The organism is Photobacterium sp. MCCC 1A19761, from assembly GCF_037389125.1.
Classification (GTDB): domain Bacteria; phylum Pseudomonadota; class Gammaproteobacteria; order Enterobacterales; family Vibrionaceae; genus Photobacterium.
The window spans coordinates 14,786-27,828 of sequence record NZ_JAZGTF010000010.1 but is presented as its reverse complement, the minus strand read 5'-3'; the positions used below and the strand labels follow the sequence as shown (position 1 = coordinate 27,828).

12 protein-coding genes are annotated in these 13,043 nt (G+C 49.0%); 11 read left to right on the top strand and 1 reads right to left on the bottom strand.

The window, feature by feature from the left end:
- The first annotated feature begins 22 nt into the window (after positions 1-22).
- From VV869_RS11810 to VV869_RS11795, 4 genes are all read left to right on the top strand, one after another.
- Entirely contained in the window at positions 23-697 is a 675-nt protein-coding gene (locus VV869_RS11810) for a response regulator transcription factor (protein WP_337735111.1), read from the top strand.
- Positions 678-2,180, top strand: a complete 1,503-nt coding sequence (locus VV869_RS11805; RefSeq protein ID WP_337735110.1) for a sensor histidine kinase — start codon at positions 678-680, stop codon at positions 2,178-2,180. The genes VV869_RS11810 and VV869_RS11805 overlap by 20 nt, the downstream gene beginning before the upstream one ends.
- A gap of 143 nt (positions 2,181-2,323) precedes the next feature.
- The gene (locus VV869_RS11800) at positions 2,324-2,743 is read left to right on the top strand and encodes a MarR family winged helix-turn-helix transcriptional regulator (RefSeq protein WP_337735109.1); all 420 of its coding nucleotides are present in this window, start codon (positions 2,324-2,326) and stop codon (positions 2,741-2,743) included.
- A 53-nt stretch (positions 2,744-2,796) separates the two neighbouring features.
- Complete coding sequence (locus VV869_RS11795; RefSeq protein ID WP_337735108.1) at positions 2,797-3,246, top strand: hypothetical protein; 450 nt, start codon at positions 2,797-2,799, stop codon at positions 3,244-3,246.
- Between the two features lie 220 nt (positions 3,247-3,466).
- Here the strand turns inward: VV869_RS11795 and VV869_RS11790 are convergent, their stop codons facing one another.
- A complete protein-coding gene (locus VV869_RS11790; protein WP_443147313.1) occupies positions 3,467-4,045 on the bottom strand; it encodes a nucleotidyltransferase family protein in 579 nt (192 codons plus the stop codon).
- A 220-nt stretch (positions 4,046-4,265) separates the two neighbouring features.
- On the opposite strand from VV869_RS11790, the gene VV869_RS11785 reads away from it, so the two are divergent.
- The 7 genes from VV869_RS11785 to VV869_RS11755 all read left to right on the top strand — a co-directional run bounded on the left by VV869_RS11785 (position 4,266) and on the right by VV869_RS11755 (position 13,041).
- Complete coding sequence (locus VV869_RS11785; RefSeq protein WP_337735106.1) at positions 4,266-4,757, top strand: hypothetical protein; 492 nt, start codon at positions 4,266-4,268, stop codon at positions 4,755-4,757.
- Positions 4,758-5,164: 407 nt separating this feature from the next.
- Entirely contained in the window at positions 5,165-6,565 is a 1,401-nt protein-coding gene (locus tag VV869_RS11780) for an undecaprenyl-phosphate glucose phosphotransferase (protein ID WP_337735105.1), read from the top strand.
- A gap of 21 nt (positions 6,566-6,586) precedes the next feature.
- A complete protein-coding gene (locus VV869_RS11775) occupies positions 6,587-7,780 on the top strand; it encodes an outer membrane beta-barrel protein (RefSeq protein WP_337735104.1) in 1,194 nt (397 codons plus the stop codon).
- A gap of 35 nt (positions 7,781-7,815) precedes the next feature.
- Positions 7,816-8,343, top strand: a complete 528-nt coding sequence (locus VV869_RS11770) for a polysaccharide biosynthesis/export family protein (protein ID WP_337735103.1) — start codon at positions 7,816-7,818, stop codon at positions 8,341-8,343.
- A gap of 49 nt (positions 8,344-8,392) precedes the next feature.
- Positions 8,393-10,600: a GumC family protein gene (locus VV869_RS11765; protein ID WP_337735102.1), complete on the top strand. Its 2,208-nt coding sequence runs from the start codon at positions 8,393-8,395 to the stop codon at positions 10,598-10,600.
- Between the two features lie 58 nt (positions 10,601-10,658).
- Positions 10,659-11,909, top strand: a complete 1,251-nt coding sequence (locus VV869_RS11760) for a lipopolysaccharide biosynthesis protein (protein WP_337735101.1) — start codon at positions 10,659-10,661, stop codon at positions 11,907-11,909.
- Positions 11,910-11,973: 64 nt separating this feature from the next.
- Entirely contained in the window at positions 11,974-13,041 is a 1,068-nt protein-coding gene (locus VV869_RS11755) for a glycosyltransferase family 4 protein (RefSeq protein WP_337735100.1), read from the top strand.
- The last annotated feature ends 2 nt before the right edge of the window (positions 13,042-13,043 follow it).

The window sequence follows — 13,043 nt, the reverse complement described above, 5'->3', positions numbered from 1 at the left end:
GTACATTTGAGAGGGTGAGGCCATGAAACTACTGATTATCGAAGACTCCGAACCCCTGCGTCGCAGCCTGGTGGTCGGGCTGAATCATTTGGGATTTACCACCGACGATACCGGCGATGGCTCGCACGGGCTAAGCATGGCGCTGAACAATCACTATGACGTCATTATTCTTGATTTGATGCTGCCCAATGTCAGCGGCATGGAAATCCTCAACGCGCTGCGACAGCAAAAGAAGCAAACCCGTGTCCTGATTTTATCCGCCAAAACCGAAACCCAGGATCGGGTGGAAGGGTTGCTGCAAGGGGCCGATGATTATCTGACCAAGCCCTTCTCGTTTGAAGAACTGCACGCCCGGGTGCTGACCATCATGCGGCGGGGTCATTTGGAGCATATCGACCAGTGCCTGAGAGTGGGAGAATTCTGCCTCAATGTCGCTGAAAAAACCTTCTCCTACCGGGCCCGGGAGATTGAGCTGACCCCGAATGAGTTCAGGATCTTGCAATGCCTGTTCAGCGCCCCCAATCGGGTCGTCAACGTTGAGCAGATCAGCGAAGCCGTAGTCGGCAACTTCGACTTTTTATCAAAGAATACGATTGAGGCGCACATCTCAGCAATTCGTCGAAAAGTCCGCGCTTTTAACGGCATCTTACCGGTAAAAAACAAACGGGGGTTTGGTTATGTGGCCCAAAGACAATAATGCCGGCGAACAGGCCATACCCGCCAAGCTCCCCTTCACCCTGCTGCTCAAAGGCAGTCCGTTTGCTTCCATTCAGCGCAATCTGGTCAATTCTGTCTCGCTCGTTTTCGGCACCATCTTATTCATCGTATTTCTCTCGGTCGATCTGGGGCTCGATGACTGGGTCGAAAAGCAGTTCGAACAGTCGATGCTGAACAAAGCTAACTATCTGAAATCCCAGGCCATCATTAAAGATCACCAAGTGGTCTTTGATTTTGACGAGCAATTTATGCCGGAATATCAAAGCAATGAAGATCCGCATTTTTTCCAGTTCTGGCAGCACAATCGGGCCATCAAGCGTTCAGCAACACTGGATCCCTACCCCGATGGCGACTTAATTCGCCCCAAACTACCGTTGGGGACCGACAAGGTCGTTGAAGTCACCCTGCCCAATGGCGAGCTGGGCCGCGCTTCCTTGTCCACCTTTGTGCCAAGGAGTGAACAAGGCGAGCTGATCCCGGTGTCGCTGACGATTTATGAGTCGGCACAAGGACTCAACCGACTGCTGTGGATCGTGGACGGACTCCTGATTGGTTGCTTCCTGTTTGCCATGGCCCTGATGCGATATATCACCATCGTGTTGATCCACAGTGGCCTCAAGCCCCTTGAGCAACTGAATCAGGATCTGAAAAGCTTCCGCTATCTGGAACACAACGAGAAGACCGTCGATACCTTGCCTGAGCCGGAAACGCGGGTCGAAGAAATTGAACCGATCCGGCGCGAACTCAATGCCTTCATTCGCAGTAATCGCGAGTTGATCCAGAACGAAAAACGCATCACCGGTGATATTGCCCACGAGCTCAAAACGCCGCTGGCGGAGATGATCGCCTTAAGTGAGGTGTATATCCGTTATCCGGATGATGAGCGCATCAGCAAAACCTACCAGCACGACATCCTGACCATTGCGAAGCGCATGAAGACCATTGTTGAAAATTTACTGCTGTTACAACGAACATCATCACTGGCATTGAACGTCGACCTGGAGCCGCTTTCGATTGACGATTTACTGGATCAGACGCAGCTTGATTTAACGTTCAAATATCCCGATATTACCCGGCGGTTGCACCTCGAATGTGAAACCCATGAGTTTTTCCTGGCGGATCGCTTCAGCTTAGAAACCATTCTGAGCAACTTACTCGACAACGCCCTTTTCTACAGCCCAGACGCCAGTGTCGTCGATATCCGATGGCGACGGGTTTCCCAACAGTACCAATTAGACATCACGAATCAGCTGACTCAGCCAATCAGTGACGAGCAGCTCTCGAAAATCACCCGGCCGCTGTTTCAGATCGATGCCTCAAGAACCAGTAGCGAGCGCTTCGGACTCGGGCTGTCGATCATCGACAACATCTGTCGGCAAAATCACTATACCTTGCAGTTCAACCAGCCACAGCCATTACAGCTGACAGTGAGCATCGGGATTCCGAGACACACAGAGGATTGAATTCTTGGTAGCATCACATCTGGTGCCAACCTGCCGTTTGCTACAGAGTCCGTTCCTAGCAACCCGATGATTTTTCGGTGACTTCTATCACATAAACAACTACATCAGTTGTCTCGATATAATTAGCGCGCTAACCTTTAAGCATGAAACTAGACGCAAGCATTGGCTTTCTGCTGAACAAAGCCGCCGGAGAGATGAAATATGCTCTCGAAAATTTACTCCGCCCATACAACCTGACTCCGGCTCAATGGTCCGTGCTAGCACGTTTAACCGAGCAAGACGGCCAGGTGATTAGTGATATCGGCAAATCACTTTTTTTCGATAAGCCAACCATGTCCGGAGTGATCAAGCGTTTACACGATAAAGGCCTGATTACCAAGGAGCGAGACGCAGCTGATCAAAGGATGATCAAAATCTATTTAACGGATTCTGCACGAGCACTGATGCTGGAACTGCCCGACTTAGCCATTTCGGTTAATCAGAAAGCGTTGAAGGGATTTGAATCAGAAGAAGCGGAACTACTGAAGGTATTCTTAAAAAGAATCCTGATGAACATGCGATAATTTTTTACCCCAAAGGTTAGCGCACTAACCACTTAATACGTTACGGAGAACTTATGTTGCGATCGATCCTCAAAACCATTCACCTCGTCAGCCTGTGTATTTTTCTCGGCAGTATTGCAACCTATATCTTTCTCGGGGAGCTGGTACCGGATTCCAATCAGATGGCACTCGCACTGAACCGCCAATGGGTGCTTCAAAGCACCACTTATCTGACGATTATCGCCATGTGTATCACTGGACTTACCGGCGTGTTACTGAGCGGTATCCCTCGCGCACGCTGGGTCCAACTCAAACTCGTCGGTTTCGTGGGGATCCTGCTCAACACCTTTTTCTTCGTCTATCCGGCAATTCAAAGCTCCGTCGAGCTGCTCGGCAAGGACGAACAGGGGTTCGAAGCAGCCCTGATGAATGAAGCAATATTCGGTGGCGTGAATATCCTGTTGATTCTCATCCTGATTGCCATCGCCATCCGAAAACCTAAATTTAGTCGGCAGGCCAATTAGTTTCAAAGGTGTTTATCCGTCGCTTTCTGAATTACCTAAAAGCGTCGATGTTCTCAAAGCTCATGGGATGCTGTGCGAGTTCGTCGAATACTTTACGGCATCCTCCACGATCGACATGTCGATTCACGGGAATACGATTCATGACCCACAGCCAGGTGCCGGAAATGGCACCTGGCGATGTCTGTTTATCCACGGTTTATTAAGAAACTATGGTGAAACATTATGACCCCCCCTGAAACGGCGCTTCATCCCAGGGTGCCACTGAAATTGAAGGCCAGCGGTTTTTAAAACTCTGAGTCATTTTCCGGTAATTGGCTTCGGTCATCGCGATTTTATTGGGCTTGACGTTCATCTGGAACGCATCTTCAAGGCCATAGGGCGCATAGATGGTGACAGAGCCACCAGTATTGAGCGTAAACCCAATGGCGAAAGCAGAAAGCCAGGAATCGATCCCTTGCTCAACGCGCTCGTAAGCTGGAATGTCGCAGCCAAATTTCTGTGGATACCACAGGTGAACAATCGCCTGATTTTTCACATCAATTTCGACGGTATGGCTCATACGCGTGCTGATTTCATCTTCGTACCACGCTTCAGAACGGTGCTGTTCGCGATCAAAATAGACAATATCGAAATCCTTCACCTGCTCAAGCAGTGGCCGACCTGATAGGCGATTCCAAATGAGCTGGGTAATGGCCCCACCGGCGATATAAAAGTTTGGCAAACCAAGGTCCCGGCATGCCTGCGCGGTTTCCATAAGCTCCGGGACGGATTGGATCAACTGTCGTAACGAGTATTTCATCTTTTTTCCTAAAGCTTTATTTTCGCTACCCACTTTCACAGCAGCGGCTGACCAACCGCCCTGACGACACAACTTGCAAACTGGATAAAGGAGCATACCACTGAAGTGATGGATCGCCTGCGAATTGAATAAATTTCTCCACAGCACTGAAGTTGAACTATCTTATTAATACAGAGGTTAACAACTGATTTCATAGTGTCGGCCACGGAAGGGCAAACGTATGTCTACGACAATCAAGCAACTGATTCTGCTCTCTAATCACAGAACGCATGCCCGTGCCCTCGGACTCTGCATTCCGCCTAAGTTAAAAATCAATTTAACGCGCCTTGACCTCAAACAACTTCCAGAACAACTGGAATATCAGAGAGATACTTTAATTCTGATTGATCTGACAAACCTCAGCGCGGAAACGCAGAGTTTGCTGCAGAATCAGCTGAGATTTGGCACGGCCGCTTTGGCTTTATTCAGCGCCAACACTCCTATAGACATTGAAGAACTGGTGCAATGGCCAAATGTCTACGGATTGTTCAATCTTGACGACCCATTCGACGTCATTTGTAAAGGCGTGAAAGCAGTCATGTGCGGTGAAAATTGGTTTTCGCCGCACATCTCGGCTCAACTTGATGATTATCACAGTGAACATCAAGCCTCCCTGCCTCAAAAGGATAATCAGCCAAGAACCCCTTACCTCGAAAATGTCAGATGCTGTTGAGGATCATGTTTCATTTTCGCACTTACGATACATCCAGAATAATTTTTCAAGCAGTGTATTCAAATTCATACTTTTTTCATACTCCGGATATGAGACTTTAGTCTAACTTTAAAGAATAATATCAATAGCAAGAACGCATCACGAATTACAAGATCGCTCTGAAGATAAATTCAATGCAGAAATTAAAACAACTGCATTAAAAAATAAGAGCGGAATTAAAAACAACCCTATTCGATTTAATCCGAATAGAGAATTCGCATATCCGGTTTATTGAGCAAAGTGGGAGCTGTAACCCAATGGCGGTAGCATGCCTGAGCACGAATATCCAAGACTCTCACGATTCATCAAATGATGATAAATAAAACCATGCCCTTGACAATTAAGTTGTATTCATAAGGCATCCAATAATGAAACACAGAGAATTAATTCGACATAATGTTCCTGATTTTGGGCTTCTATACCGACTGGTTGATGTATCCATTGTTGCCCTGGTGCTCTATTTATCACTCGTCCTATATACTCCGGAAATTAGCAACAACTATTATATTCCCGGCGCATTGGGCATGATCGGCTTTTTATTATCTGCGGAGAGTTGCCATCTCTACCGATCATGGAGAACCAGTACGTTTCGCGAACATGCAACGGCAACCTTGCTGCCCTGGGTTCTGACCGTATTCATACTGATGACCGCAGGTTACTTCTCCAAGACCAGCAACGATTTTTCACGCGTCGTGATCGGCAGCTGGTTCGTGTTCACCCCCTGTGCGCTCATCGTCTGGCGCTTTGCCCTACTGCAATTGATTCGCCTGCTGTATCGGCGGGGTTACTGTACTCAGAAAGCCGCCATTATTGGCGTGACGGAAAACGGCATTGCTTTGGCTGAAGAGCTGAACACACGCGCGGATTCAGGCATCATTTTAGAGGGATTTTATGATGAGCGAGACTGCTACCGGATTCCAGATAAGCTCAATGCCCCTATATGCGGCTCGGTGCTTGACGCTTTAGAAAAAGCCCGACAAGGTGAACTCAAACATATTTATATCGCGATGCCGCTTCATGCGAGAGGCCGAATCACAAAATTTTTAGAGAATTTTTCAGATACCACAGCGAACACCTATTTAATTCCCGACTTCTTTAATTACAACCTGTTATATTCCCGTTGGGGACATGTGGGTGGCATCCAGATCCTGAGTGTGTTTGACACCCCATTTAATGGCCTGACGGCATGGGCAAAACGCATCGAAGACATTATTCTGGCAACCCTGTTTCTCATTCTGTGTTCCCCGGTACTGATTGCCATTGCTATCGGCGTAAAATTATCCTCACCCGGCCCGGTTTTATTCAAACAAGACCGATACGGTCTGGATGGGAAGAAAATCAAAGTCTGGAAGTTTCGCTCCATGAGCACTACAGACAATGGCGAAGTCATTAAACAAGCGACCAAAAATGACTTTCGCGTGACTCGCTTCGGGGCATTTCTACGCCGGACATCACTCGATGAATTACCTCAATTTATCAATGTTCTACAAGGAACGATGTCAATTGTGGGCCCCCGCCCTCACGCCGTTGCCCATAACGAGGAATATCGGACAATTGTCGAACGCTACATGTTACGCCACAAAGTGAAACCCGGGATCACGGGCTGGGCACAAATTAATGGTTACCGGGGTGAAACGGATACAATTTCGAAAATGGAAAAAAGAGTGGAATATGATCTCGCATACATTCAACGCTGGTCACTCTCGATGGATCTTAAAATCATCTGCATGACCACCGTCAGAATGTTCTCAGACAAAATGGCTTACTAAGACATACGGCGCGATAAAACAATGAATTATTTCCCCCTGACCCTGTTAGTTATTTCTCCTCTGGCGATGGCTGTAATATCGCCGGCTGCGTATGTGACAGAGTCAGGCATTGAAATTACGCCGGTGATTGCGACTTCGATTCAGCATGATGACAACATTACCAATGAAAACGAAAGTGACAATAAAATCTCGTCCATGCTCTTCGAATTAGAGCCATCCATTTTCGTCAAAGCCACGCATGGCGACAATTATTACTATGCCGATTACATTCTCACCAACGGCAACTATTTTAGTAGTTCAGAAGACAATTACTTAGACCATCAGTTGGATTTCATCAGTGAATTGAATATCAACCAACGAAATCGCCTCTATCTTGCCTATGAATTCGATCGCCTGCATGAAGCGCGCGGAACGGGAATTTCAGAAGGGATCAGCAGCACGACCGACGGATTTGATGAACCGATAGAATATAGCGCGCACTATCTTCATGCCAATTATGCTTACGGCTCTGAAGGTGCCAAAGGGCAGATTGTCGGCTCCGTGGGCTACTACGATCGTTCATATGAAAATTTCCGTGAGGTGACTCAGTTCAGGGATTACGATGAAAACCACTATGGCGCCGCCTTCTACTACCGGATGGCATCCAGTACCCGATTGTTTGTGGATATCCGGCGAGAAGATCGCCGGTATCAAACCATTGCACCACAGCAACCCAGTTTAGATAACGATGTCACCTATTATTACGTGGGCGCTGAATGGGACATCACCGGCAAAACATCCGGCATCGCCAAGTTCGGTCTCCAGGACAAGCGTTTTCGGGACGGGAACCGTAGCGATTTTCGCGGCAACAGCTGGGATGTCAAGCTCTCCTGGTCTCCCAGACAGTACTCAACACTGAGCCTGAGCGCACTTCAACAAGCCAAAGACCCGGATCAGGCCGGTGATTATGTGAAAGAGACCGCCTACACCTTCGGCTGGCAACATTTCTGGCGGGAGCGGTTTTATACCGACCTCACCTATACCCACTCGGACGAAAGCTATACCGGTGTCAATCGAGACGATACCACCCGGACCTGGCAAATTTCTGCCAGCTACGACATGCGCCGCTGGCTTTCGTTCACCCTCGGCTGGGACTATTCAGACAGAACATCCTCCCAGCCTGGCATTGATTCCAACAAACAAATTTGGTCTCTCACAGCGACCTTGAGCCTTTAATCGAAACCGCTCAGGTCATATTAGCGAGGTGTAACATGACGCTCATCAACGCTATTTTACTCAGCTTACTCATCGTATTTCCGGTGTACTCTGCAAGCTTTGAAGATATTTATCAGCTTGGCCCGGGTGATAAAATCCAAATCCAAGTCTACGGCGAAGCAGATCTCTCCGTTGATGAACTCCTGTTAAGCTCCAGCGGGACCTTTGATTACCCATATCTCGGCCAAATCTCGGCCAAAGGAAAAACCCCGGAGCAGCTGAAAAATGAAATCTATCAAGGGTTGAAAGGCGATTATTTAGTTTCGCCGAAAGTACGGATCAACATCGTTTCCTACCGCCAGATATATGTGAATGGTGAAGTCAAACGCCCCGGGGGATACGAATACAAACCCGGACTTACCGTCGATAAAGCCATTGCGTTGGCCGGTGGGTTTACCGATCGCGCTTCACGGAATGCGATTAATATCAACCCTGCCAATAACGGTACCCAACGGAAAAAAGTCAGCCTGAAACACAGTGTTGAACCGGGCGATATTATCGTCATCGATCAGAGTTTCTTTTAAGGATCAGTCTCCTTCTTCAGTTTGAGTGTGCAAACTAAGCGAGTCACATATGATGGACACAACGGTAAACCACCTTCGGGACAAAGAAGAAAATGTTGGCTTCGGAAGCTATCTGTCGACCTTAAAGAAATACAGGTTGGTCATCTTGCTCCTGACAACACTCACGGCTGTCGTGGCCTTTTTCCTGGTTCAATCGACCACGCCCGTGTACCGCGCAACTGCCGTGCTTCTCATTGAGGCCCAACAGCAAAAAGCGGTCTCGATCGAGGAAATCGTCGGCATTGATACCAGTAAAAAGGAATACTATCTCACCCAATTTGAGATCCTGAAATCCAACCAAATTGCCGAACACGTCATCGACAAGCTGGATCTGGCTTCTTTGCCGGAGTTTAACGGCCAAGGCAAAGACAAAGGGTTCCTCACACCCCTCAAGGCTTGGCTGCCATCGGTGCCATTCATCCAAACGACGCATCCGGAAGCCCAGACCACAACAACACCGGCCCCGAAAGAAACGCTGAAACGCAAAATATTGGCAACCTTTAAGGACAAACTCACAATCGCGCCCATCCGGAATACTCAGCTGGTGAATATTAGTTTCGAGTCTGAAGATCCGATCCTGGCCGCGCACATCGCCAATGAAGTCGGCAACAGCTATATCCAGTCAAACCTGGAATCACGGCTATCCATTACCTCTCAGACCTCTGACTGGCTGCGCGAGCGCCTGAATGAACTGAAGCAACAATTGGTTGAATCGGAAGCCCGGCTCTCCAACTTTATGCAACAAGAAGGGTTGATTGATTTCAGCGGTATCAACGGGCTGGCATCGGTTGAATTAACCGATCTGACCAATCAACTGTCGGCTGCCCGGGATCGTCGAATTGCCGCCGAATCGCTGTCATATCTGCTCAACAAAAACAAAAGTGCCGATGTGACCAGCCTGTCATCTGTCTCTGAAATCTCCAACAACCCACAATTGCGTGATATTCGCCTGGCCGAAATTGATGCGGAGAAACGGGTTTCCGAGCTTTCAAAACGCTATGGTCCCAAGCACGACAAAATGATTCAGGCGCAGGCGCAGTTAACGACGATTCAGCAGCATGCAAAAAAACTCCTGACGCAACTGGCCAAAGGTCTGGATAAAGAACGGCAGGCCGCGCTGCAACAAGAAGCCAGCCTGAATCAGGCATTAAACGATAAAAAAGATGAATATCAGCAGCTCATCATCCAGGAAGCAAAATATGACGCGCTGAAGCGAGATGTGGAGAGCAACCGCCAGCTATACAACTTATTCCTCAACCGCCAGAAAGAAACTGACGCCACCAGCAACTTTAAAGCCACCAATGCGCGGTTCTCCGACTATGCGCTACCGCCGCTACAACCCGCCACACCGCAAAAAGCGAAAACGGTGGCAATCGCCGCAATGACCATGATGGTCCTGACGATGATTCTGGCAATGATGCTTGAATCGTTTCGCAGCACCATCGAAAAACCCGATGAGATTGAAGACAAACTCAATCTTCAGGCTTTAGGCGCACTGCCACGCATCAAGTCCAGGAAATACCGGAAAAACGGCCTGGATGCACACCTGTTCTTTGATGCCGAGCAGCAGGCCTTTACGGAGTCCGTCCGGACGATTCGGACGTCCCTGCGGCTCCAGTTGCTTAATCAGTCCGGGAAGCGAATTGCCGTGACGTCATCCATTCCTGAAGAAGGAAAAACGACCACCTCAATCAACCTGGCTGTCGCGATGGGTACCATGGAAAAAGTCCTGCTGATCGACTGTGATCTGCGCAAGCCTGCCATCGGAACCAATTTCGGACTGTCCAAAGACCATCCGGGGCTCATCAATACCCTGGCCATGGGCGTCCCCCTTGAGGCATGCCTCTATCATGACGACGAGTCAGGTATCGATATTCTAACGGCCGGCGGGGCGACACGGAGCCCTCAGGAATTGCTTGGCTCTGAGCAGTTCACGGCACTGCTGGCCAGCCTGGAAACGAAGTATGACCGTATTGTGATTGATACCCCTCCGGTTCTGGTGGTCAGTGATGCCCTGATCATTGGTCAACAAACCGGAAGCGCTGTCATGGTCGTGAAAGCAGGAACCAAGCTCAAGCAGGTCCAAGCCGCCATCGCCAAGATAACCAAACACAATATCCCTGTCCGTGGCGTCGTGCTGAACCAGGTCGATCGGCAGCACACGGAGTATGACGATTATTACGACAAATTCGCCGCTTCCGAACAGCAGCACAGCTGACACCTAGCACCCAACACCTAACGTCTAACACCGGCCAAACAGAGAAGGTTGTACGACTTTGAAAGGGTTACTGAAGTTTTTGAGTGCGTCCATTGTGACACAGGCGACCGCGGCAATTACCGGTCTCCTGTTGGCTCACTGGTTGATGGTCGATGATTACGCCATCTATACCGTGATGACGATGATGACCGGTGCCGTCATGGTCTTGACCAAAGGCGGCGTCAACTTAGGCCTGAACGCGATTTTAGGACGCGTCTGGCCGGACAAACAAAAAGCTGAGATAGCCCTGAAAGCGTCATTAATCGTCAGAAGAAAAATCGCCATGATATTACTTCCGGTGATTCTGGTTTTTTCATCCTGGCTGCTTGTTGAAAATGGTGCCGACAGCCTGACGATTCTCATCATGGCCCTGTTTCTCGTCACTTACTATATTTTTGATTTTCAATCCAAGTTACATGAGCAAATCATATTTTTCGATAACAACGCCCATAAAGTTCAGCTGATTGATGGCGCACTGTCTCTATTTCGCCTGCTCAGTATTCTGGTGCTCAAGTTTACCGGGTTCTTGAATGTGAGTTTGTCGATCCTGGTCGGGGTTTTGGTCGCGGGGCTGCGTATTGTTCCGATTCGAAAAGTCGTTGCTCAAATTATGCCGCAGCATGCAGCGGCACCGGTCACCCAGGGAGATATCCAGGAAGTGAAGAGCATTGCCCACCGGCAACTGTCTCTGGATATTTTTATGGTATTACAAGCGCAAGCGGTTCTTTTTGTCATCGCCTACTACGGTGATTATTCCGATACCGCAGCATTTGGCGCCCTCACCCGGATCGGACAACTGTTTTTACCGGTGACGGCCTTCATTACCGCCTACGCCGTGCCCCGCTTTTGCCAGGTCAGCCATCAGAGGCTGATTCGTGATCTGATGTTATGGACCGGACTGGTGTTTCTGATCGGCATGATGTTAGTCCTGTTGTCGGCCACTTACCCGGACCTGTTACTGCTGTTGGTCGGTGACAACTACGCAAGCTACAAATACGAACTGCTTATCTCATGTATCTATGTCACCTTCAACGCCGCCTGCTATTGCTTTTGGACGTTGCTGGCCAACAGAGGCTTAAATAAATATTCGTATGTTCAGTTAATTACTTTTCCTTTCTGGTGCTTGCTTGCCCCGCTCGCCTTCGACCTTTCAACCTTAAGCGGCGCACTGGCTTTTCAATTTGGTATTCCGCTGACGTTACTGATTACAGCGCTGATGGATCTGAAAAAAGAAATGTTCACCGGAATCACGGTGAAATCACGGCAATAACACGGCATTAAAGAGCCCGAACCTCGCAACCCGCACAGCGATGAATTCGGATCAACGACCCTTTGTGAATATCAGCACGATAAGGTTAGATATGAGAATTACGATTGTATCTGAGGTTTACAGCCCCCGAATTGGCGGCATGGAACGATATGCCGAAGATATGGCGATGTACTGGTCAGAGCAAGGTATCGCCGTTGATATCATTACAGACACACAGGACGAAGGCCACCAACCAACAACTCAGCCATACAGCGTCCGAAGAGGGCTGAGTTTCACGGAAAAGGTCCGAGCATTTAAAGCCTCAGAAACGATCTTTTTTGTTGGCGTCACGATTGAAAATATCCTTGCCGCCTACCTGGCCGGAAAACGCGCCGTCATCAGCCACCATGGGGTGTATATCTACAACCAAGGATTGAGCCATTCCATCAAAGGCATGATCAAAAGATTATTATGCCGTCCGATGAATAACATCAGTGTCAGCAAATTTGTCGCCCGAGAAGTCGGGGGCAGGCAAAAAGTTATCTTAAATGGCTATCGGGACGATCTCTTCTTTCCCCCCCAACACAAGCCAAACCCAAGAACATTTATCTTTTGTGGCCGACTTGTTCCGGATAAAGGCGTCGACTTACTGATCTCGGCTTTTGCAAAAGTCCACCAGACCTATCCTGATGCTTCACTGGCAATCATCGGCGACGGATGCGAGCGGGATAATCTGACATCGCTGGTCAATCAACACAACCTGAACGACCGTGTCACGTTTTTTGGCGCACGGGCTTTACCGGAGGTCGCAGAGCAACTGAGACAAAATGCCTGCCTGGTTGTGCCGTCGCGATGGAACGAACCCTTCGGCATTGTGGCGTTGGAAGGCCTGGCCTCAGGGTGCGAAGTGATCGCCACTGCGCAAGGGGGCTTGCCGGAAGCCCTGAGTGGCCATGGCCGAATTGTCGCCCCGGATGCAGACGCGCTCGCAGCGGCCATGCGCCAGGTTTGTGAGGGTAAGCAAAGCAGACAGAAAGCCGAGGTAAGCAAGTATTTACAATCAAGGCGCGCCCGTTGTGTTGCCGCAGAATATTTTGCCTATCTGTTTTCAAGCGCGTCGCAACACGATGTGCGTCAAGACTTAGTGAAGTGAGG

Coding starts and splice junctions, on each gene's coding strand:
- VV869_RS11795 (WP_337735108.1), top strand. CDS start 2,797: ATGTTGCGATCGATCCTCAAAACCATTCACCTCGTCAGCCTGTGTATT.
- VV869_RS11775 (WP_337735104.1), top strand. CDS start 6,587: ATGAATTATTTCCCCCTGACCCTGTTAGTTATTTCTCCTCTGGCGATG.
- VV869_RS11805 (WP_337735110.1), top strand. CDS start 678: ATGTGGCCCAAAGACAATAATGCCGGCGAACAGGCCATACCCGCCAAG.
- VV869_RS11785 (WP_337735106.1), top strand. CDS start 4,266: ATGTCTACGACAATCAAGCAACTGATTCTGCTCTCTAATCACAGAACG.
- VV869_RS11810 (WP_337735111.1), top strand. CDS start 23: ATGAAACTACTGATTATCGAAGACTCCGAACCCCTGCGTCGCAGCCTG.
- VV869_RS11800 (WP_337735109.1), top strand. CDS start 2,324: ATGAAACTAGACGCAAGCATTGGCTTTCTGCTGAACAAAGCCGCCGGA.
- VV869_RS11780 (WP_337735105.1), top strand. CDS start 5,165: ATGAAACACAGAGAATTAATTCGACATAATGTTCCTGATTTTGGGCTT.
- VV869_RS11765 (WP_337735102.1), top strand. CDS start 8,393: ATGATGGACACAACGGTAAACCACCTTCGGGACAAAGAAGAAAATGTT.
- VV869_RS11770 (WP_337735103.1), top strand. CDS start 7,816: ATGACGCTCATCAACGCTATTTTACTCAGCTTACTCATCGTATTTCCG.
- VV869_RS11790 (WP_443147313.1), bottom strand. CDS start 4,045: ATGAAATACTCGTTACGACAGTTGATCCAATCCGTCCCGGAGCTTATG.